Origin of the sequence: Amycolatopsis sp. WAC 01416 (genome assembly GCF_003947485.1) — a bacterium.
GTDB lineage: Bacteria > Actinomycetota > Actinomycetes > Mycobacteriales > Pseudonocardiaceae > Amycolatopsis.
The window spans coordinates 263,398-284,449 of sequence record NZ_QHHX01000002.1 but is presented as its reverse complement, the minus strand read 5'-3'; the positions used below and the strand labels follow the sequence as shown (position 1 = coordinate 284,449).

21 protein-coding genes are annotated in these 21,052 nt (G+C 69.2%); 7 read left to right on the top strand and 14 right to left on the bottom strand.

Translation table 11 applies throughout. The features are described 5' to 3' along the window. Positions 1-46: 46 nt before the first annotated feature. The 3 genes from DL990_RS05580 to DL990_RS05575 all read right to left on the bottom strand — a co-directional run bounded on the left by DL990_RS05580 (position 47) and on the right by DL990_RS05575 (position 2,639). Entirely contained in the window at positions 47-250 is a 204-nt protein-coding gene (locus DL990_RS05580; protein ID WP_005163378.1) for a cold-shock protein, read from the bottom strand. A 305-nt stretch (positions 251-555) separates the two neighbouring features. Then, entirely contained in the window at positions 556-726 is a 171-nt protein-coding gene (locus tag DL990_RS41440) for a hypothetical protein (RefSeq protein ID WP_199746230.1), read from the bottom strand. Between the two features lie 251 nt (positions 727-977). Continuing rightward, the gene (locus tag DL990_RS05575) at positions 978-2,639 is read right to left on the bottom strand and encodes a thiamine pyrophosphate-binding protein (RefSeq protein WP_255431331.1); all 1,662 of its coding nucleotides are present in this window, start codon (positions 2,637-2,639) and stop codon (positions 978-980) included. 171 nt (positions 2,640-2,810) lie between these two features. Here DL990_RS05575 and DL990_RS05570 point away from each other — a divergent pair, with 171 nt between their 5' ends. Both DL990_RS05570 and DL990_RS05565 read left to right on the top strand, forming a co-directional pair. Then, positions 2,811-4,043 carry a hydroxyacid-oxoacid transhydrogenase gene (locus DL990_RS05570; RefSeq protein ID WP_125787376.1) on the top strand — a complete coding sequence of 411 codons (1,233 nt, stop codon included), beginning with the start codon at positions 2,811-2,813 and terminating at the stop codon, positions 4,041-4,043. Continuing rightward, the gene (locus DL990_RS05565; protein WP_199746228.1) at positions 4,037-4,456 is read left to right on the top strand and encodes a thioesterase family protein; all 420 of its coding nucleotides are present in this window, start codon (positions 4,037-4,039) and stop codon (positions 4,454-4,456) included. The genes DL990_RS05570 and DL990_RS05565 overlap by 7 nt, the downstream gene beginning before the upstream one ends. On the opposite strand, the gene DL990_RS05560 is transcribed toward DL990_RS05565, so the two are convergent. The 4 genes from DL990_RS05560 to lanKC all read right to left on the bottom strand — a co-directional run bounded on the left by DL990_RS05560 (position 4,412) and on the right by lanKC (position 10,763). Beyond that, the gene (locus tag DL990_RS05560; protein ID WP_125798089.1) at positions 4,412-6,148 is read right to left on the bottom strand and encodes an ABC transporter ATP-binding protein; all 1,737 of its coding nucleotides are present in this window, start codon (positions 6,146-6,148) and stop codon (positions 4,412-4,414) included. The two genes, DL990_RS05565 and DL990_RS05560, sit on opposite strands and share 45 nt — an antisense overlap. 82 nt (positions 6,149-6,230) lie before the next feature. Beyond that, on the bottom strand, positions 6,231-7,907 hold the full coding sequence (locus DL990_RS05555; RefSeq protein WP_125798088.1) for an ABC transporter ATP-binding protein: 1,677 nt from the start codon (positions 7,905-7,907) through the stop codon (positions 6,231-6,233). A 111-nt stretch (positions 7,908-8,018) separates the two neighbouring features. Then, positions 8,019-8,162 carry a SapB/AmfS family lanthipeptide gene (locus DL990_RS05550; protein WP_125787373.1) on the bottom strand — a complete coding sequence of 48 codons (144 nt, stop codon included), beginning with the start codon at positions 8,160-8,162 and terminating at the stop codon, positions 8,019-8,021. A 39-nt stretch (positions 8,163-8,201) separates the two neighbouring features. Beyond that, positions 8,202-10,763 (bottom strand): class III lanthionine synthetase LanKC, encoded by a 2,562-nt coding sequence (gene lanKC, locus DL990_RS05545; RefSeq protein WP_125798087.1) that lies wholly within the window; start codon positions 10,761-10,763, stop codon positions 8,202-8,204. Positions 10,764-11,188: 425 nt separating this feature from the next. On the opposite strand from lanKC, the gene DL990_RS05540 reads away from it, so the two are divergent. Both DL990_RS05540 and DL990_RS05535 read left to right on the top strand, forming a co-directional pair. Then, on the top strand, positions 11,189-11,554 hold the full coding sequence (locus DL990_RS05540; protein ID WP_125787371.1) for a hypothetical protein: 366 nt from the start codon (positions 11,189-11,191) through the stop codon (positions 11,552-11,554). After that, positions 11,547-11,969, top strand: a complete 423-nt coding sequence (locus DL990_RS05535) for a hypothetical protein (protein WP_199746227.1) — start codon at positions 11,547-11,549, stop codon at positions 11,967-11,969. The genes DL990_RS05540 and DL990_RS05535 overlap by 8 nt, the downstream gene beginning before the upstream one ends. 151 nt (positions 11,970-12,120) lie before the next feature. On the opposite strand, the gene DL990_RS05530 is transcribed toward DL990_RS05535, so the two are convergent. From DL990_RS05530 to DL990_RS05520, 3 genes are all read right to left on the bottom strand, one after another. Next, positions 12,121-13,107, bottom strand: a complete 987-nt coding sequence (locus DL990_RS05530; protein ID WP_125798086.1) for an MCE family protein — start codon at positions 13,105-13,107, stop codon at positions 12,121-12,123. A 109-nt stretch (positions 13,108-13,216) separates the two neighbouring features. After that, the gene (locus tag DL990_RS05525) at positions 13,217-13,597 is read right to left on the bottom strand and encodes a PPOX class F420-dependent oxidoreductase (RefSeq protein ID WP_125798085.1); all 381 of its coding nucleotides are present in this window, start codon (positions 13,595-13,597) and stop codon (positions 13,217-13,219) included. Positions 13,598-13,633: 36 nt separating this feature from the next. Next, entirely contained in the window at positions 13,634-14,026 is a 393-nt protein-coding gene (locus DL990_RS05520) for a MerR family transcriptional regulator (RefSeq protein ID WP_125787368.1), read from the bottom strand. A 55-nt stretch (positions 14,027-14,081) separates the two neighbouring features. On the opposite strand from DL990_RS05520, the gene DL990_RS05515 reads away from it, so the two are divergent. After that, positions 14,082-15,035, top strand: a complete 954-nt coding sequence (locus tag DL990_RS05515; RefSeq protein ID WP_125798084.1) for an SDR family NAD(P)-dependent oxidoreductase — start codon at positions 14,082-14,084, stop codon at positions 15,033-15,035. On the opposite strand, the gene DL990_RS05510 is transcribed toward DL990_RS05515, so the two are convergent. Then, positions 15,032-16,120, bottom strand: a complete 1,089-nt coding sequence (locus DL990_RS05510; RefSeq protein ID WP_125798083.1) for an alpha/beta hydrolase — start codon at positions 16,118-16,120, stop codon at positions 15,032-15,034. The two genes, DL990_RS05515 and DL990_RS05510, sit on opposite strands and share 4 nt — an antisense overlap. Before the next feature lie 139 nt (positions 16,121-16,259). Between DL990_RS05510 and DL990_RS05505 the strand changes: the two genes are divergently transcribed. Then, positions 16,260-17,462 (top strand): sensor histidine kinase, encoded by a 1,203-nt coding sequence (locus DL990_RS05505; RefSeq protein ID WP_125798082.1) that lies wholly within the window; start codon positions 16,260-16,262, stop codon positions 17,460-17,462. Continuing rightward, positions 17,459-18,106, top strand: coding sequence for a response regulator transcription factor (locus tag DL990_RS05500; protein WP_125787364.1), 648 nt, complete (start codon positions 17,459-17,461; stop codon positions 18,104-18,106). The genes DL990_RS05505 and DL990_RS05500 overlap by 4 nt, the downstream gene beginning before the upstream one ends. On the opposite strand, the gene DL990_RS05495 is transcribed toward DL990_RS05500, so the two are convergent. The 3 genes from DL990_RS05495 to DL990_RS05485 form a co-directional block, all read right to left on the bottom strand. Beyond that, positions 18,096-18,740: a GNAT family N-acetyltransferase gene (locus DL990_RS05495; protein WP_125787363.1), complete on the bottom strand. Its 645-nt coding sequence runs from the start codon at positions 18,738-18,740 to the stop codon at positions 18,096-18,098. The genes DL990_RS05500 and DL990_RS05495 overlap by 11 nt on opposite strands. A 102-nt stretch (positions 18,741-18,842) precedes the next feature. Beyond that, positions 18,843-19,046, bottom strand: a complete 204-nt coding sequence (locus DL990_RS05490) for a cold-shock protein (protein WP_005149851.1) — start codon at positions 19,044-19,046, stop codon at positions 18,843-18,845. A gap of 448 nt (positions 19,047-19,494) precedes the next feature. Then, a complete protein-coding gene (locus DL990_RS05485) occupies positions 19,495-21,015 on the bottom strand; it encodes a nucleobase:cation symporter-2 family protein (protein ID WP_125798081.1) in 1,521 nt (506 codons plus the stop codon). Positions 21,016-21,052 lie beyond the last annotated feature (37 nt).

The window sequence follows — 21,052 nt, the reverse complement described above, 5'->3', positions numbered from 1 at the left end:
AGGGCCGCCTCCCCGAGGGAAGACGGCCCTGCTTGGAAAACCTGGATCAGATCACGGTGACCGAGGTGGCCTGCGGACCCTTCGCGCCCTGCCCGATCTCGAACTCCACGCGGGCGTTCTCCTCGAGGGTACGGAAGCCGTTGCCCTTGATCTCGCTGTAGTGCACGAAGACGTCGCCGCCGCCGTTGTCGGGAGTGATGAAGCCGAACCCCTTCTCGGAGTTGAACCACTTCACAGTGCCCTGAGTCATAAAATCTCCATATGCAACACAAACAAACAGGAAGCCACGTCGGCAGCCCGGGTCATGACCAGACGGTTTGCTTCCCCGGAAACACGAGGAGACACTACGCCCGCTGAGTTCTGCGAGCGTGAACCAACACGAACACAAAAAACGAGACCTGAATCAGTAAAGCACACCCTATGCAGGCGGACAAGGCTCATCACCTGGGTGTGCCGGGCCGCACTGTGGCCTCGGACAACTGTGTTCTTCAGGCAACTCGGCCCTAGGACGACACTACCCTCGCGGCCCCGCTCCTCACCGCCCGGCCCTCGCGGCTATTCGCCACTCGCCGCGCGCAGCGGTGCCTCCGCGCCGAACGGTGAACGGCGCAACGCCTCCCGGTTCGTGGCCACGACAGCGATGTCGTGGGTCTCCGCGTCCGCGCTGAACTGCACCGGCACCACGCCGGAAACGGACTTGTCCTGTGGCTTCGTCTCGTCAGCCATGTTTTCTCCCAGTGTCAACACAACGCTCGTAGTACGACGTTAAGTACTGCGTGCCAACAACCCCACCGGTGATCGCTACGGTCCATATCGGACTCTCGGTGTTGCGGCGATTGTGCCACGGCCGACCGACAAAATCCGGTCTCCGCGACCGAAAGTCGGCCGAGTCGTCACCGCTTTCCCACCTTTTGAAGCAGGTGAAGGCTGTCCGACAAGGGATTCTGTGTATCCCCTGAGAAAGTACCGCCCGGCCGCTACTGGCCGCCCTGCTGTGGCCTCGCGGCGCCCAGCAGGCTCGTCAACCGGATGTCCGGGGCCACCACGTCCGGATCCGTCCTGATGTCGATGACGCACGGCCGTTGCCGGACCAGCGCGCTCGCGATGATCGGCTCCAGTTCCTCTGGGTCGTCCACGGTGTATCCGGCGGCGCCGAGGCCTCGCGCCCAGGACGCGAAGTCGGTGACGGGGACGGTGACCCCGGTGAGCCGTCCGTGTTTGCGCGCCTGATGCACCGCGAGCGGGCCGTGCAGTCCGTTCTGGAACACCAGGACGGTCACCGGGACCCGGTAGCGAACGGCGGTCTCGATCTCCTGCCCGGTCATCAACGCGCCGCCGTCGCCGACCATCGCGATCACCGTCCGGCGCGGCTCGGCGAGTTTCGCCGCGACCGCCGCGGGAACGGCGTAGCCCATGGCCGCGTTGCTCGGCCCGAGCTGGCTGCGCGGGGCGGTGAAACACCAGTATCGGTGCATGAACTGGGCGAAGTTGCCCGCGTCGCTGGTCACGATCGCGTCTTCGGGCGCGAGTTTGCGCACCGCGCGGATGACGTCGGCGGGATGGATGCGGGTGGCACCGCTGGTGTCGGGCGGGGTCATGAAGGTGTGCACGGCGGCGTTCGCGGCCGACGCGCGCCGCTGCCGTGGCGAGGCGACGTTGCGCAGTTCGCGCAGGAACGGCTCGACCTCGGAGTCGACGCGGAAGGTCAGTCCGCCGCGGCGGGCGGGCTCGATCCCGGTGCCGACCAGCACCAACGTCTGCGACGGCGTCGGATAGCGGAAGGACTGCGTGGTGACCTCGTCGAGCTGTGTGCCCAGCGCGAGCACGAGGTCGGCGCGCTCCAGCGCGTCGAGCTGCCGCGCGGGGATGCCGATGCCGAGGTGGCCCGCGTAGCGCGCGTGGTTCTCGGGAAAGGCGTCCTGACGGCGGAACGCGTTGTACACCGGGAGCGCGAGTTCGTCGGCGACGGCGATCAGCTCGTCGCGTGCCGCACGGGCCCGGCCGCCGACGATCACCACCGGGTAGCGGGCCTCGTCGACCAGCTGCGCGACCGCCTCCGCGGTCCGGCCGAGGGCGCCGGTGGCGGGCGGGCGCACGGAGGCGACCGGTTTGGCCGAATCGAACGGGACACCCCAGAAGTCGGCGGGGACGGCGACGATGGTGGGCCCCGGCCGCCCTTCGCGACAGCGGTTCAGCGCCTCGACCAGCAGGCCGGGCACCTCGGCCGGGGATTCCGCGCGGCCGGTCCACTTGGCGAGGGGTTCGAGCATGGCGGTCAGGTCGGCGGTGGGCAGCTCGCTCGTCGGCCCGGGTTCCGACGGCGGGTTCTCCAGGAGGACGACCATCGGGCTCTCGTCCTGGTACGCCGTGGACACGCCGATCGCGAGTTTCGCCGCGCTCTGGCCGCGGCCGGCGAGCAGCACCGCCGGGTGCTCGGTGAGCTTGCCTTCGGCCTCGGCCATGAACGCCGCGCCGGAGTCGTGCCTCGCCGAAACGAAGGTGATCGACCGCTCGCGTTGCAGCGCGTCGAGCAGATCCAGGAAGGACTCACCCACCACCGCGTACACGCGATGGATCTGCGCCTCGGTCAGGATCCTCACGGCCGTCTGGGCGACGGACGCTCCCGGTTGGTATCTAATGAGAAGAGCTTAGGCGGGCGGTGATCGGTGCCGTCAAGCGATCTTCCGATTCCGGCGACCCCGGAGCGGTGGAATGTCCGAAATTCGGAACGTGTTCGAGCAAGGGAGCACGAAAACGTGACCTCAGCCACCGCCGGACGTGAAACTGTTTTCACTTACGGTGCACCGGCCTTGAAATACGGCGCCGGGTCGAGCGATGAGATCGGCTACGACCTCACCCAGTACGGCGCCCGGCGGGTGCTCGTCCTGACCGACGCGGGCGTCGCCGCGACGGGCTGGCCACAACGGATCGCCGAAGGCATCGAGAGCTATGGCATCGAAGCGGTCGTCTTCGACGGCGTGCACGTCGAGCCGACCGACGTCAGCATGCGCAAGGCCGTCGACTTCGCCCGCGGACAGGGCGAGTGGGACGCCTTCGTCGCCGTCGGCGGCGGTTCGGCCATCGACACCGCGAAGGCGGTGAACCTGTTGACCAGCAACGACGGCGACCTGATGGACTATGTCAACGCCCCGGTCGGCGGCGGCCGCGCGCCCGCTTCGCCGCTGAAACCGCTGGTCGCGGTGCCGACCACCACCGGGACCGGCTCGGAGAGCACCACCGTCTGCGTACTGGACGTGTTGTCACTGCGGGTGAAGAGCGGCATCAGCCATCTCCGGATGCGGCCGAGCCTCGCCGTGGTCGACCCGCGGCTGACGGTCTCGCAGCCGCCCGAGGTCACCGCCGCGAGCGGGATGGACATCCTCTGCCACGCCGCGGAAAGTTACACGGCCAAGCCGTACACCGAGTTCGACCGGAAGCGCCCGGAGGACCGGGTTCCTTACTGTGGCTCGAATCCGCTGGCCGACATGTTCGCCGAGCAGTCGCTGCGGCTGCTGTCGTGGGCACTGCCCGCGGCCGTACGGGACGGCTCCGACATGAAGGCACGCGAGGCGATGGCGCTCGCGGCGACGTTCGCCGGCCTCGGCTTCGGCAACGCCGGGGTGCACATCCCGCACGCCAACGCGTATCCGATCGCCGGGCAGGTCCGGGAGTTCCATCCGTCCGGGTATCCGGGCGACGAAGCGATGGTGCCGCACGGGATGGCCGTTTCGCTGACGGCGCCCGCGGCGTTCCGCTTCACCTTCGACGCCGCCCCGGACCGGCACCTGCGGGTGGCGCGGCTGCTCGCGCCGGACTACGAATGGCCGGGCGATCTGGCCGACCACCTGCCCGCGGTGCTGCGGCAGATCATGCGGGAGATCGGGATCCCCAACGGGATCGGCGCCGTCGGCTACACCGAGTCCGATGTGGACTCGCTGGTTTCCGGCACGGTGAAACAACAACGCCTGCTGGCGACGGCGCCGCGTGAGGCGTCCGAAGCGGATCTCGCCGTCATCCTGCGTGAGTCGGTGACGCTGTGGTGAACGACGAGTACCCGCACTGGCAGACGGTTCCGCTGCGGTGGAAGGACAACGACGTCTACGGGCACGTCAACAACGTCGTCCACTATTCGGTGATGGACACCGTGATCAATACCTGGCTGATCGAACGCGGCGGTCTCGACATCGACACCGGCGGGGTCATCGGGTTGTGCGTGGAATCGCAGTGCAAGTACCACGCTTCGGTGTCGTTCCCCGGAGAGCTCGAAGTCGGCCTGCGGGTCGGGCATCTCGGCCGATCCAGTGTCCGCTACGAGGTCGGGATGTACTCGAAGGAGACGATGATCGCGGAGGGGCACTTCGTGCACGTCTTCGTCGATCGCGAGTCCCGGCGCCCGGTCCCCGTCGAAGGTCTACTCAGGAGCGCGCTGGAAGAACTGGGCACTGGGCTGGGGTAGCCGCGGCGCCCACGCGTGCATGAGCTGGGCGTAGCGCGTGGACCGGTCCATGAGTTCGAGATGGGTGCCCAGCGCGGTTTCCTTCCCGTCCATCACCAGGACCCGGTCCGCGCGCAACGCCGACGACAGCCGGTGCGCGATCACCACCAGCACCCCGCCCCGCTCGGCGAACGCCCGCTCCGCGCGGGCTTCGGCGGGCGGGTCGAGGTGCGAGGTCGCCTCGTCGAGGACGACGACGCCCGCGTCGCTCGCGTACACCCGCGCGAGCGCGATCAGCTGCGCCTCCCCGGCGGACAGCATTCCGTGCCCGATCTCGCCGTCGAGTCCGCCCAGCCGCGTCACCAGCGGTTCCGCACCGACGGCGGCCACCGCCGCGGCCAGTTCGCCGTCCGTCGCGGTCTGCGCGAACAGGCCGACGTTGTCCCGCACGGTCCCGGCGAAGACGTAGGCCTCCTGCGGGATCAACGCGACCATCCGGTGCCGCAGCGCCGCCGGGATCTCCCGGACCGGCGCCCCGCCGAGCAGCACACGGCCCGCCTGCGGTTCGAGCATCCCGGTCAGGAGCCCGGCCAAGGTCGACTTGCCGATCCCGCTCGGCCCCACCACCGCGAGCCGTTCCCCCGGCCGCAGGTGCAGGTCGAGGCCGCGCACCACCGGTTGCGCCGCCGCTCCCCAGCTGAAGGTCAGGTCGCGCACGTAGATCGCGGTCCCGTCGGGTTCGGCCGTGCCGTCGGGTTCCGGTTCGGCCTGCGCGGTCTCCGCCAGCCGCCGCAACGCGACGATCAGCCGAAGCACCACGGTGCTCGCGGTCGCGGCCAGCCCGCGCAGCGCCGGCTGCATCGTCGTCGCCAGGTAGACGAGCGCGCCGAGCGCGGCGCCGGCGGTGAGCGTGCCGTCCTTGACCATGCCCGGCGCCACCAGCAACGCCAGGAGCAGCGGCACGAAACCGCCGGTCGCGATCACCACCGTCCTGGCCGCTCCGGACCGCGCCACCCGCACGGCGGCAGCGGCCTGCGTGTCGACGGCGTCGTAGAGTTCGAGCGCTGCCAGGGGTTCCGCGCCGCACGCGACGACGTCGCGCATACCGGACAGCGACGCGCCCGCGACCTCGGCGGTCCGCTCGTCGGCCAGCGCGAGCGCACGCTGACGGCGGGCCAGTGACGGGAGCAGGCAGGCGAACACTCCGACCGCGACCACCACCGGGATCGAGACGATCAACGCGAGCGAACCGGCGACGGTGAACAGCCCCGCCAGCGCCGCCACCGTCGTCACGATCATCCCGCGTGCCTGCACCAGTAGCCCTGCCGTGGCGTCGCGGACCACTTCGACGTGCTGGGTGATGCGGGCGACACCGCTGGCGTCCGGCTGGTTCCGCGGTGGCGAGGGGTCGTGCAGGACCCCGCGGACGACAGCGGTCACCAGCGCGTCGCGCAACGGCTCGACGACCTTGCCGAGCTGATGCCACACCAGCCGTGAACCCAGCGCGCCGATCACGGCGACCAGCCCGAAGACCGCGAGCCAACGCAGTCCGGTGCCCGGCCGATCCGCGGCAAACCCCTCGTCAACCGCGAGTTCGACCAGGCGACCGGACAAGAACGCGGGCGCGCTTTCCAGTACGGAGCACGCCAGCAGGACCAAGCCGCCCTTCCACTGCCCGGCCAGCGCCGAGCGGTAGAGCCCCCAGACGCTCATTGCGCAGCCTCGGTGCCCATTGGCGAACCCGCACCGCGAGGACACAGCGGGTTCGGGTCGTGCTCGGTCCGGTCTTCGATGTTCACCTCTGCTCCGCCCCCATGCCGGTGAAAACCGCTTGATAGGCCGGATTCCGCCACAGCTCGTCATGCGTGCCGACCGCGCGGACCCGGCCGTCTTCCAGCCACACCACCGCGTCCGCCCGCGACGCGGTGGCCGCGCGATGAGTCACCACCACCCGGGTCCTGCCGGGCAGGGTGCGTTCGATCGCTCCTTCCACGGCGGCTTCGGTGACCGTGTCGAGGCTGGCCGTGGCGTCGTCGAGGATGAGCACCTTCGGCGCGTGCGCGATCGCGCGCGCCAGCCCGATCCGCTGTGCCTCCCCGCCGGAAAGCGGGGTCTTCGAAAGCGGCGTCCGGTATCCGTCCGGCAGCCGGACGATCAGGTCGTCGACCTGGGCGGACCGGCAGGCGGCGCGCACGGCGGCCTCACCCGCCCACGAGCCGTAGCCGACGGCGTCGCCGATGGTCGCGCCGAGCAGCGCCGGCCGTTCGAAGGCGAACCCGACGACCGCGCGGAGTTCGTGCGGCCGCAGCCGCTCCAGCGGACGGCCGTCGAGCGTCGCCGTCCCCTCGTCCGGGGCCAGCAGTCCGCCGAGGACGTTGACCAGCACGGACTTCCCCGAACCGGACCGGCCGACGACCGCGGTGAACCGGCCACCCGCTACGACCAGGTCGACGTCCCGCAACGCCCCTTCGACCGTGACACCGCGCAGTTCGAGCGTGCCCTGCCCGACGACGACACCGAGGTCGCCCGGTTCGGGGACCGGCGAGTCGAGCACCTCGTTGATCCGCCGCGCACACGAGCGCGCGCGGGAAAGTGTGGTGAGCAAAGGAATCTGGGTGATCAGGCCCATGCCGAGCGCGACGTAGCCGAGCGCCGCGAGGACCTGTCCGACGGACAGTCTGCCTTCCATCACGCCGAAACCGGCGGCGGCGAGCACCGCGAGTTCCGCCGCGGGCAGCAGCAGACCGGAACGCCACACCATCTTGGCCTGGGTACGCCACATCCCGCGGCCGGCGAGGCTCAGTTTCGGCAGCGGCCGCAGCACCCGTTCGGCCTCACGGTCGGCGGTGCCCGACGCGGCGATCGTGCGGAGCCCGGCGACCGCGTCGACCATTCTCGCCGCCAGCTCGCCGGAAACCTCTTGATAGGTGAGGACGTCGTCGGCGGTGTTCCTCAGATGGGTGCGCGCGAGCATCAGGCCGAACGGGATGCTGCCGAGGAAGACGAGCGCGAGCCGCCAGTCCATCAGCGCGAGCAGGACGACGGCCCCGCCGGAGATCAGGGTGGTCGATCCGAGCTGGACGACGACCGAGGCGATCATTCCCGCGCCGGTGCAGTCACCGGTGAGCCTGCTGATCGCGTCGCCGTCGGCGAAGGTCGATCTGGTGCCGAGCGCGAGGTGGCCGTCGGTGAGCTTGCGGCGCAGCCAGGCCGTCGCGGACGAGGTCATCCGCGCGGTGAGGATCCCGCCGATCAGGCCGACGGCGATCTCGGTGACACCGAGGACGATGAGCCAGGAGACTTCGGGCAGGCTGGGGCGGCCCGCCACGACGGCGTCGACCGCCGCCGCCAGCGCGCCGGGCAGGAGCAGTCCCGCCGCCGTCCCGGCGAGCGCGCTGAGGATCAGCGCGATCAGGCGGGGGCGATCGAGCAGGGTCACGGTGACCAGCAGGCGATCGGCTGAACCCGCCATCCCACTCCTTACAACGTGATCCCAACGAGACGAACCAGACGGCAAAATGAAGGCGCGGGAGCGGCGCACTTGGCCTGTGCCGCTCCCGCGCCCTCAGTGCTCAGCCGTGACTCAGTGGCAGGTCAGCAGGCTGATCGTGCTGTTGGCGCAGGAGGCCAGCAGGCTGAGGTTGCTCGCGCCGCCGTGGCTGCCACCGCCGCCGCCTTCGAGGACCTCGGGGGTTTCCAGAGCCTGCAGGTCGAGAACCAGTTCCATGGTGTTCCCTTTCACTAGTTATCTCTTGGTCCGCCGTCCTCACTGGACAGCAGTTCGGGAGGACAGGAAAGGCAGCGCGGCCTTCCCGTCCAGGGTGGCGGCGAGGGCGAGCAGAACGCCCGCGCCACCGGTGACGACGTCCATCGACAGCCGCAGCAGCTGGTTGCCGGGGAACGCCAGGCCGCCCTTGTACGGCACCGCGTACCAGGCCAGCCGGGAAAGATGCAGGTCGATGGCGTCGCGGACGCGCCGGTCCGGTTCGGCGCCCATGGCCAGCGCGGTCATCAGCCCGCCCCGTCCGAACAGCAGACCGGGGTGGATGACGAACTCGCCGCGGCACGCTTCACGCAGGCCGGGAAGGCTCTTCAACGCCTCCGCGCCGGGACGGTGCTTCGCGAGTTCCTCGGCGACCATGAGGATCCCGGCGCTGCCGACACCCGCGTAGGGCAGCGTCCGGGTCTCGCCGTCGCGGACCTGCAGCGAGCCGTCGTCGGACTCGGCGCACTCCTCGATGTCCCGCTCCAGCGCCTGGTCGGCGAAGGACAGCCAGCCCTGTTCGCGAGTGCGTTCGAACAGCCGGACGAACAGCAGCGCCGGACCGGACCAGCCGTTGAGCAGCCCGGCCCTGGCGAAGCCGCCCGGCGGGTCTGCGGTTTCGAGTGCTTCGGCGAGCCGGACGGCGGTGGCGAGTGCCTGCCTGCCGAACTCGTTGTCCTTGCGGGCCACCGCGAAGTGCAGCTGGGTGAGCCCGATGCCGGACAGGCCGCCTTCCAGGCCGTGGTCGGTGGTCTGCTCGACCAGCGTCGCCGACGCCGACAGCAGTTTGGTGGCCTCGTCCCGGTATCCGAGCTCGTCGAGGACGTACGCGATGCCGTAGGAGCCGTCGTAGAACCCCGGGCGTCCCGGCGGTTCGCGGCGGATCGAGTCCAGCAGCCAGCGTTCGTGCTCCAGGTGACGCTCGCCGCCGACCGTTTTCAGGGCGTGGAGGACGCCGGCCGCGCCGTAGCCGAAGCACGCTCCGCCGACGCGGAACTGTTCGATGTCGCCGGGGAAGAGCCGGTCGGTGCGTTCGGGGGTCGCGCTGGCGAGGATCGCCTCGATGATCTGCTTCCGGACCAGTGCCCAGTCCGGCTTGTCCTGGTCGAGCTCGGTCGCGCTCGAGGGCGAAGGGCCGTTCCGGGGCGCGAGCTCGGCGACGATCGAGTCGGCGTAGCCCTCCGGGACGTCGAAGCGCTGCTGAACGAAGTCCGCGAGCCCGCGCAGCTTCGCCGGGGCGAGTTCGAGGAGCGTCGTGAGCGGCAAGAAGATCCACAGCTTCAGGACGGCGAGCGCGTACTCGTCGACCTCGAACCCGTTCCGGTCCCGCGGGGCGCGGAAACCGGGGGCACCGAGGGCGGGCCGCGTGCCGGCTTCGACGTCGGACGCCATCTCGAAGTCGATCAGCGAGACGGAGTCGTCCTTCCCATCCTCGCCGTCGCCGCCGTCGACCAGGATGTTCTGGGAGTGCAGGTCGCCGAAGACGATGCCTCGGCCGTGCACCTCGCCGACCATCGCCTCCACCCGCCGGACCAGCGCCAACGCGCGTTCGGTGTACGCGGCGATGTCGGCCTCGGTGGTGTCGCGCCGGGTGAGCGGGTAGTTGCGGGCGAGCCAGTTGCCGAGCGAGACGCCCGGCATGTACTCCATCGCCAGGAAGTGGTGCTCCCAGACGGTGAAGCGGTCGAAGGCGGTGGGGATGCCGTCGATGCCCTTCAGCCGGTCCAGCACCTCGTGCTCGCGGCGGAGGCGTTCGACGGCGTCGACCTCGTCGCGGTCCAGGCCGGCGAACGGCCTGGCCTCCTTGAGGACCACCCGCTCGTCGTCGGCCTTCCGGTCGGCGAGGTACACGCCGCCGCCGTTGGAGAAGTGCAGCGAGCTTTTCACCTGATAGGGGAATCGATCCGCGCCGCCACCCTTGCGAGCTGCGAGATGAGGGGCGAGGAACTCCGGAATCGTCACCCAGTCGGGTACGGAGAAGGTCGGTTCGCGCTTATCCGGCACCAGCGTGCCGTCCGGTTTACGGACCGCGAGGACCCGCTTGCCGTCGAGTTCGACCCATTGCTCGGCGAATCCGCCGTAGCGGACGTAGAGCGGCCCGGCACCATACCGGAGATCACTGAGAATGTACGCCCCGGGTTCCCCGTCGAGCTTCGCGGACAACTCGACGAGAACGCGCTCGAGCTCGTTGTTGTCAGCTGGATAAAGAGTGAGCAACTTTCCGCTTCCGTCACGCGGAGCGTATTTCGAATTCCTTGCCAGCAGGGTGCCCCGCGAACGCAGATGCTTGTAGGCCACCTCGTGCTCGACACAATGCTCGTGCACCTTCACGAGCACGCGCTCGGCGTTGCCCAAACCTGCGGATACGTGGATTTTCCAGCCCTGCAAAGGAAGGTTTCGAGCATCAGGGTGCAGCAGCCGCCATACTCCGCGCACTCCGGTGCGCCAACCCGACTCGGGAGCGGGCAACAGGGAGGCGAAATCGTCGGCGGCGTCCCCGTTTTCCCGCTGCTCATCGAAGAACAGAGGATCGGCGAAGCAATACGCTTCGTACCGGACGTCCATCGAGCGCCCCCTCCTTGGCACCAATCGGATGGGCCATGTGCACCATCGCGATGGAGAATATTCCACCCGCCGGATAGCGAACGGCCAATCCGCCATACCGGGGGTTCGGATGGGCTGTTCAGGGTCGTGAATTCGAAGCCTACCGAATGGTAGGGGTACCCAGCGTGAGATCAACTCGAATTTCAACCACCCGGTCGGTGTGTAACAGGAACGGACCGACGTCGTAATCCCTGGTCGAAGCGGCGAAAACAATAACCGCCGCCGAATTGGCCGACCGCCAACCGAACGCGCTTCGTGATCTATTCACCCGAGGTCTGGACCACTGTCGCGCCCCGTGGCGCCCGCCACGCGGGCCACCGGTCGCCCGACGGCGGAGATCAGCCCGGAGGTACGTTGTCGCCGGTGGAGCAGTCAAGGAGGCGGACGTGATCACAGGCTTCGCGGTGACCGTCGCGATCTGCGCGACGCTGGTCGCGATATGGAGTTTCGTGCAGTCCGCACGCAAGAAGCTGCCGGACAACGCACTGCTCGGCGGCCTCGCCGTGGTCGAGCTCCTCCTGGTGGCGCAGCTCGTGATCGGCGTCGTACAGCTGATCGGCGGCGGCCGCCCCGGCAGCATGGCCACCTACCTCGCGTATCTGATCGGCTGCCTGGTCGTGCTCCCGCTCGGGACCTTCTGGGCGCTGGCCGAGCGCACCCGGTCGAGCACCGCGATCCTCGGCATCACCTGCCTCGCCATCCCGGTGATGGTGCTCCGGCTGCACGAGGTCTGGGCGGGCGCCAGTGCCTGAAGAAACCGAGGAGAAGACTGTGGACACCGCGGCGGCCAAGGCCTCCGGCCCTGGACGGATCCTGGTCGCCGTGTACGCGATCTTCGCGCTGGCGGCGACCTCACGTGCCGCCGTGCAGATCAGCACCAAATTCCACGAGGCCCCGCTGGCCTACGCGCTCTCCGCGTTCGCGGCCGTCGTCTACCTCCTGGCCACCGTGGCATTGGCCCGCCGCGGCGCGGGATGGTGGCGGATCGCGCTGGTCGCCTGCGGCGTCGAACTGCTCGGCGTGCTGACCGTCGGCACGTTCAGCCTCTTCGACCGCGAGGCCTTCCCGCACGCCACCGTGTGGTCGGTGTACGGACAGGGTTACCTCTTCATCCCGTTGGTGCTGCCGGTGATCGGGCTCTTCTGGCTGCGGCGGACGAAGCCCTGACGGGTCTGGGGCTCCTGAGCGGCGCCCCGACACCGAACTCGCGTGATCGAACACGTATCTCGCGTGATTGGACGCCGAACACGAGAGTTACGGCTCCAATCACGCGAGTTGCGCCTCTGATCACGCGAGTCACGACTTAGCCCTCGAACCCTCACTTGTCGAAACAGCCCTTTTCGTTGAGCGGGCCGAAGGTGGGCAGGACGAGCCCGCACAGGTAGCCGTCGATCCAGCGCCCGTTGCCCGCGACGTTCGTCAGCACCCGGATCGCCGGCGCGAACGCGGCGATCCCCTTGGCCAGCGAATCCTGGTTGCGCTGCAGCATCGACGTCAGCCGGTCGAGTTGTTCGAGCACCGGGCCGAGTTGTCCGTCGTTGTCGGCGATGATGCCGTCGAGCGCGGTCGCGAGCCGTTTCGAGCCGTCGAGCAGGTCCTTGATCGCCTGCTGCCGGGTGGAGATCGCGCGTAGCAGCGCGTTGCCGTCCTGGACGAGCCGCTGGACCTCGGCGTCGCGGTCGACGAGGGTCTGCGAGACCTGCCGCGTGTTCGCGACCAACGTCCGGAGTTGCCGGTCGCGGGAGGCGATGGTGCCGGAGAGCTTCGAGATCCCGTCGAGCGCGGCGCGGACGTCGGACGGCGTATCGGCGAAGGTCGCCGAAATCGTGTCGAAGCTTTTCGCGAGCTGATCGACGTCGATCGCGTCGACGGTTTTCGACAGATCCCGAAACGCTTCAAGGACGTCGTACGGCGCGGTGGTCCGCCGCAGCGGGATCGGATCGCCCGGATCGAGGACCGCTTCGCCGCGCGGATCGAGCGCCAAATACTTCTGCCCCAGGACGTTCTTGATCTGAATGGACGCGCTCGTCGCGTCGCCGACCCAGGCGTCCTTCACCCGGAAGGAGATGAGCACGCGATCGCCTTCGAGGTCGATCTCGGACACCTTGCCGACCTTCACGCCGGCGATCCGGACGTCGTTGTCCACGCGCAGCCCGCCCGCGTCGGAGAATTCGGCGGAATAGGTGACGCCCCCGCCGATCACCGGCAGGGCGTCGGCGTTCAGCGCCGCCGCCATCCCGAGGGCCATCGTGGCGAGACCGGCGATCGCCGTCTTGACCGGATCCATCGCGCCGAAGGACCTCATCGCCTCACCTCGCAGGTCACGAGCGGCAAAGCTTAGGGGTCACTCCTGCCCGTCGCCAGGCGAAACGTTGCACCGATCGGGTGGCAAAGTCTGTCCATTGTGGACCCTGCTAAGTGTCGAGCCTGACTTCGTAATGAAGCGTCTTGTACTTCTTCAGCCGGTGCGCGAGCGGGACGAGGAAGCCGTGCAGGAGCCGGTGCTTCCTGGCCAGGAGATCGGCCGCGTGCCTGGCCTCGGCACCGTCGAGCAGGCGAACCCGCCCGCGCACGGCCTCCCCTGTCGGGGTGCCGCGGAACGTCGAAGGGGCGATCTCGATCCGCGGATCGTTCCGCAGTCGCTTGGCCTTCCACGCCGCGTCATATGTTCGGATGTACGCGTGATCCCCTTCGACGGCGATGTTGACCGGCGTCCCGATGGGCGTCCCGTCCCGTTTGAAGGTCTTCAGCAGGATTGTCTTCTGGTCGGTGAACCTCGTGAGCTGCGTCGTCATACCCCTGGGACGGAGCCGCCGCACGAAACGTGACGGCTAACGCCAGAGCTCGTTCGCCGTCCCGCGCGCGACATGTTCCTCGTAGATCTCGACCTTTCGGCTGATCAGTTCCAGGCAGTCGGCCAGCTCGGCGATCCGGTCGCGGACGGTGTTCTGATGGTCCCGGAGCAGCTCCAGCCGCTTTTCCTCGTTTCCCGGCCCCTGCCGGACGAGTTCGGCGAAGGCGCGAATGGTGGCGAGCGGCATTCCGGACGCCCGGAATTTCGTGCAGTTCAGCAGCCATTCGACGTCGTGTTCGGTGTACACGCGGCGGCCGTTCGCGTCCCGTTTCACCGGCGCCGCGAGCAGTCCTTCCTTCTCGTAGAAGCGAAGCGCGTGCACGCTGAGGCCCGTCCGGTCGGTGACCTTGCCGATCGCGAGTTCCGTCACCTCGCCGACGATAGCGCTTGTCCTAGAGCGCCCTCTAGCTCCTAGCGTCCGCCCCATGAGTACCTCACAGCACAAGATCGGGTCCGGCTTCGGCGCGCGCAGCACCGCCGGGGAAGTACTGAGCGGGATCGACCTTTCGGGCAAGGTCGCCGTCGTCACCGGCGGATATTCGGGGCTGGGGCTGGAAACCACGCGTGCCTTGGCGAACGCGGGCGCGCACGTGGTCGTCCCCGCCCGTCGTCCGGCCGACGCCGAGGCCGCGCTCGGCGGCTTCCCCGGCACCGAGGTCGGCGAGCTCGACCTCGCCGACCTGACCAGCGTCGAGGCCTTCGCCCGCGGGTTCCTCGGCACCCGGCGCCCGATCGATCTGCTGATCGCGAACGCCGGGATCATGGCCGCGCCGGAACGGCGGGTCGGCTCCGGCTGGGAGTCGCATTTCGCGATCTGCCACCTCGGTCACCACGCCCTGGTGAACCGGCTTTGGCCCGCCCTGAGGGCGGCGGACGGCGCGCGCGTCGTCACGGTGTCCTCCGCCGGTCACCATTCCTCGCCGATGCGCTGGGACGACGTCCAGTTCGAGCGCGGCTACGACCGGTGGCTCGCCTACGGCCAGGCCAAGACGGCGAACGTGCTGTTCGCGGTGCGGCTGGACACGCTCGGCGCCGAACACGGGATCCGCGCGTTCAGCCTGCATCCGGGTGCCATCCTCACTCCCCTGCAACGGCATCTGCGACAGGAGGAGATGGTCGAGCGCGGCTGGATCGACGAGCACGGCGACCTGGCCGACCCGAGCTTCAAGTCGCCGGAGCAGGGCGCGGCCACGCAGGTCTGGGCGGCGACGTCACCACTGCTCGACGGGATGGGCGGGCTCTACTGCGAGGACTGTGACGTCGCCGAGGTCGCCGAAGTCGCCGCCGAAGAGGGCGAGTGGGTGGGCGTGCGCCCGTATGCGATCGATGCCGGTGAGGCCGCGCGGCTCTGGGAGCTCTCCGAAGACCACACGGCCTAGTTCCAGAACTTGATCTCGGGGTTGCTCGCCACCGGCCCGTCGAGCAGCGGCTGATGCCCGCCGCGCAAGTTCTTGTCGAAGAACGCGGAGACGTACGCCCTGGTCAGCTCCATGCCGCGCTCGCCACCGAGCAGACCGGGCTGGCTGAGGCCGAGCTGCTCACCGAGCACGCCGACGTCGGTGAAGGACGCGTGCCCCGCCGCCGCGACGCTGATCCAGCGCTTCCAACCGGTGAGGTTCGGCCAGCTGCCCGCCCACGTCGTGTCCGGACCGGCCGGGGTGTACTCGCTCTCGCGACCGAGCAGCAGGAACGGCCGGTCGATCCCGGACGCGGGGATCGGCGACCACAGCCTGCCGTCCAGGTCGGCGCCCGCACGGATCCGCCGGTCGTCGACCATCGCGGTCGGCGTGCTGTACCCGCCGATGGAATGCCCCGCCATGCCGATGCGGGTCCGGTCGATCAGCCGCGACCAGGGTGACGAAGGCCTGGTCAGCGTGTCGAGGACGAACGAGACGTCCGCGGAACGGATCGGCGGCAGCAGTTTCGAGTCCGAGCCGCACGCCGCGCATTCGGTGACGTGGCCGTCCGGGAAAGCGGTGCCGTGGGACTCGTGGTTGTGACCGATCAGCGCGACGACGAACCCCTTGCTCGCCAGCTCTTCCGCGAGCCCGGTGAGCGTCGTGCGCGGTTTGCCGAATCCCGGCGACAGGACGACGAGCGCGCGCTTTCCCGGCCGGGCCGGGGCGTCGACCCTGGCGCTGGTCCGGATCCCGGAGACCAGGCCGGGGTCGATGTCGGGCAGACCCGATTCGGTCAGGAACGCCTTGGCCTCGGCGAAGGTGAGGTACGGCCGCTTCGGGCCGATCGGCAGCAGCGCCGGATAGAACATCGACACCATCAGCTCGCGCGGCCCGGACGGCACCCACGGATCCTTGCGCGAAGTGTCGACGAGGTGCAGGTCGGTGGAACCGAGGAGATGCGAGCCGGTCGGCGGTGGCAACGTCAGTCGCGGGGCCGCCGCGGCCGGACTCGCCATGGCCGCCATGCCGGCGAGGGCGAGCAGTGCGACGAGAAGCCTTCTCATGAGGGTTCCGTTTCTGTCGAGGATCTTCCTTCATCCATCCTGGAGCCCGCCGACGTATTCTCGCGTCTGTCGTAAGGTGTATCCCGGGGTCTGCCGTAAGAGGGATCCGCGCCGCCCGATACGGGATTACGCTCGACTGGTGCCGGCCTTCCTCAGGAATCACCCGAGAGCCGTCGACCGCGGCCTGACCCTCCTCATCGGACTGTCCACTGTGGTCACGGCCGATGACCCGGAGGGCTTCGAGTGGTGGGTTGCCTCCTTGGTGGCCTTGGCTTCTTTGCTCGTCCGGCACCGGAATCCCACGATCACCTTCGCGGCCGGGGGCACGGTCTCGCTGCTGCATCTGGCGATGGGCAACGATCTCAAACCCGTCGACGTCGTGGCGTTGATCGGCCTCTTCTCCGTCGCGGCCTGGGGATCGCGCCGGCGTTCGCTGGGTCTGCTGGCGGCCGGACTGTTCGTCGCCGGAGCGTGGTCCTTCTATGCCTCCGAAGCGAACACGCGGACACCGGTCCCGACGCCGCCGCGGATCATCATCATCGATCCGCTGGCGCCGGTCGCCACCGATGCCGACGACGACCAAGTGCAGGATTGGGGCGGTTTTCCGGCTATCGGCCTGTCGCTCGGAGTGGCGTGGCTGGCCGGGCTGAACACGCGGCAGCGCCGGATCCGGCTGTCGGTGCTGGAACAGCGGGCCGCCGATCTCGAACGCGAGCGCGACACCCAGGCCGCGCTGGCCGTGGCCGCCGAACGCGGCCGGATCAGCCGCGAACTGCACGACGTCGTCGCGCACGCGCTTTCCGTGGTGGTCCTGCAGGCGCAGGGCGCCCAGGCGGAACTGGACCGGCGGCCCGAGCGATCGCGGGAGGCGCTGGACGCCATCGTCGACACCGGGCGGACCGCGTTGAGCGAGATCCGGCGGCTGCTCGGCGCGCTCGGCCAGGACGAGCCGGACTGGGAACCCCGGCCCGGTGCGGAACGCCTGCCGCGGCTGGCCGCCGACATCCGGTCCGCGGGCACGCCGGTCGGGTTCCGCGTCGAAGGGGAACCCCGGCCACTTTCGTCCACAGTGGACCTGGCGGTCTACCGGATCGTGCAGGAGTCGCTGACGAACGTGCTGAAACACGCCGGTCCGGACGCGGCGGTGACTATCGTGATGCGGTACGAGCCCGGGACACTGGAGATCGAGGTGACCGACGACGGCGTCGCGGCGGAAGCGCCGTCCGGCACCGGGCACGGCCTCGAAGGGATGCGGGAGCGAGTGAACGTACTGGGCGGCACCTTCGAAGCGGGACCACGGCCTGGCCGCGGCTTCGCCGTCCGCGCGTCCCTGCCGTCATGACGATCCGGGTGGTCATCGCCGACGACCAGGCGCTCGTGCGCACCGGCCTGCGGATGATCCTGGACAACGCGGACGACATCGACGTCGTCGGCGAGGCGGGTGACGGCGCGGAGGCCGTCGCGCTGGTGGCTGAGCTCGATCCCGACGTCGTGCTCATGGACATCCGGATGCCCGAAATGGACGGCGTCGAGGCCACCGCCGCGATCGCCGCGGCCTATCGCACCCGTGTACTGGTGCTGACCACCTTCGACCTGGACGAATACGTCTACGCCGCGCTCCAGGCGGGCGCGAGCGGCTTCCTGCTCAAGGACTCGCTGGCACCGGATCTGCTCGCCGGCGTCCGCGTGGTCGCCGACGGCGAGGCCACCCTCGCGCCCACCGTCACCCGGCGGCTGCTCGACCGCGTCGTCACCGGCCTGCCCACGTCGCCACCGGACGACAGGCTCGCGCTGCTCACCGGACGCGAACACGAGGTGCTCCAGCAGCTGGCGCGCGGCCTGTCCAACGCCGAGATCGCCGGATTGCTGTACCTCTCGCCGGGGACGGTGAAGACGCACGTCGGCCGGATCCTCACGAAACTCGGCCTCCGCGACCGCGTCCAGGCCGTCGTCTTCGCCTACGAGTCCGGGATGATCAGCCGCTGACCGCGGCGGGCGTGCGCCAGTGCTTGCCGCGACGGGGCCGCCGGTGCTGGCCGCGCCTGCCGAGTTCACTCAGGTCGTCCGAAGGGCGGGCGGCGAACTCCTCGGCGGTGATGCCCATCCGCACGAGGTACTTGATCTCGCCGCGCACCACCTCGGTGTCGCGCAGCCTGCCTTCCTCGCGGAAGCCGAGCCCGCCGTGCAGCGAAAGCGACGCGAGATTGCCGCCGTACACGGTGACCTCGCATTTGCGGAAACCGCGCCTGCCGAACATATGCGCCAAAAGGACGGTGATGGCGTCCGTGGCGTAGCCGCAGCGCTGGTGACGAGGGGCGATCCCGATGCCGTAGCCGAACCGGCCGGTCACCGGGTCGGCGCCGATGGTGCAGACCGACCCGACCAGCATCCGGCCGCGCACCGTCTCGATCCCGAAGTGGATGTCGTCGCCCGAGGATCCCGAACGGTGTGAGGCCCAGTGCCGGTGTCCGCCGCCGACCAGCGGCGTCGCCTCACGGGCCATGTCACGGTCGAACCCCATCAGGACCCGGCGGTCGCGGAGACCGACCTCGCGCAACCGCACCTTCCGCCCGACCTGCTCGGGCTCCAGGGCGGTGCGGCTCACCGCGTCCGGCCGCACGACTGCTCACGAACGATCACAAGCATGCTTGGACGATATCGGTACCCGAAACGCCCGAAGGCCCCCACCCGGTACGGATGGGGGCCTTCGGTGTGAAGAAAGTCAGATGGCGACGACGCGCTGGGCCTGCGGGCCCTTCTGACCTTGGCCGATCTCGAACTCGACGCGCTGCCCTTCGTCCAGGGACTTGAAACCGCTGCCCTGGATCTCCGAGTAGTGCACGAAAACGTCCGGTCCGCCGTCGTCCTGAGCGATGAAGCCGAAGCCCTTTTCGCCGTTGAACCACTTAACGCTGCCCTGAGCCATACTTTTCTACCTGCTCTTCATAGCGAGTCTGAGCCCATTCGATGCCCCGATCTCGCCGTCTATTGTCGCAGGTCTTGCCGCGATGCACACGTCGCCGTCCCAAATTAATACAGATCGCCTGGTCAACGGCACCCTCGGCGGGTCGCCGGGCGGGTCGGATCGCCGATTTTCGACGTCTTCGGGCTTGACCGTGACCCTGCGTCAGGGGCGGAGCCGCGCTCGGAGGGTTCCGGTCGGGCGGCGGCGAGAGGTCGCGCGGTTCGCCCGCGGGGAGCAGCGAGTGATATCCGACACATCCCACCACCGGCTCCGCTTCGACCGGCCGGGCCAGGGTGCCCCCAATGTGGCATTGGGGACACCGAGCGTCCCCAATGCCACATTGGGGGCACCAGTCGAGCCGTAACGGGGCGGCAGGCGACGGCGAACTCGCCCACCGTGCCCGGTCGCGTCAGTGCCCTTCGGGTTCGGAGCCGATCCGGTAGGGCACGGGCTTGCCGTCCGCGTCCCGCACCGGAACCGGATTGCCGTCGGCGTCCACGATCTTGCCGTCGACGATCCGGTCGCCGTCCTTGAGCCGCGAGAAGGCCTTGAGATCGGAGTAGTCGATCACCCTGGTCGCCGTCGCGAACACCGACGGGTCGCGGCCCTTGCCCGGCTTCAGGTGATTGAACAGCAGGTTCAGCACGACGGCCATGAGCGCGGCGGAGCTGATCCCCGAGTGGAAGATGGTGCCGACCCACGCCGGGAAGTGGTGGTAGAACTCCGGCGCCGCGATCGGGACCATGCCCAGCCCGACCGAAGCCGCGACGATCACCAGGTTCATGTTCCCGTTGTAGTCCACTTTGGACAGTGTCCTGATCCCGGACGCCGCGACCGTGCCGAACAGCACGAGGCCCGCCCCGCCCAGCACCGGGTACGGGATCGCGGCGACCACCCTGCCGAGTACCGGGAGCATGCCGAGGACCAGCAGGATCACGCCGCCCGCGGTCACCACGAACCGGCTCCTGACGCCGGTGATCGCGACGAGGCCGACGTTCTGGGCGAACGCGCTCTGCATGAACCCGTTGAAGACCGGCGCGATCGCCGAGGACGCCATGTCGGCGCGCAGCCCGTCGCCGATCCGGCGTTTGCCGACCCGGGTGCCGACGATCTCCCCCACCGCGAGCATGTCGGCCGTGGTCTCGGTGAGGGTCACGAGCACGACGATGAACATCGACACGATCGCGGCGACGTCGAAGGTCGGCGCGCCGAAACCGAACGGGGCCGGCACCGCGAAGATCGGGCCGTCCCAGACCCGGGAGAAGTCGGCCTTGCCCAGTACGGCGGCCAGCACGGTGCCCACCACGATCGACAGGAGGATCGAGAGCCGGGAGATGGCCGGGACGGCGACCTTGCTGAGCAGCAGCACGATCGCCAGCGTCATCGCGGCCAGCCCGATGTTGGAGACCGAGCCGAACTCCGGCGACTTGGTGTTGTTGCCCATCGCCCACTGGGCCGCGACCGGCATCAGGCTGAGCCCGATCACGGTGATCACCGTCCCGGTGACGACCGGCGGGAAGTACTTCACCAGCCGGGAGAACACCGGCGTGATGAGCAGGCCGAGCAGCGCGGACGCGATCACGGAGCCGAACACGGCGGGCAGCCCGCCGTCGGCCACGATCGCGGTCATCGTCGCCACGCCCGCGAAGGAGGTGCCCTGGACCAGCGGCAGCCGGGAGCCGAAGAAGGGGACGCCGAACGACTGCAGGATCGTCGCCAAGCCGCCGATGAACAGGCAGGACGCGACGAGCAGCCCGATCTCGGCCGTCGAAACGCCCGCGGCGCCGCCGATGATCAGGGGCGGCGCGATGATCCCGCCGTACATCGTCAGGACGTGCTGGATGCCGTAAGTGAAACTCTTGCCGATCCCGAGCCGTTCGTCCTCGGGCCTGCCGCCTGCCGCCGGTTCGGCCTGCGTCCTCTTCACCATGGATCCGCCTCTCCGTCGAAGCGAGCGATGCGGGAAA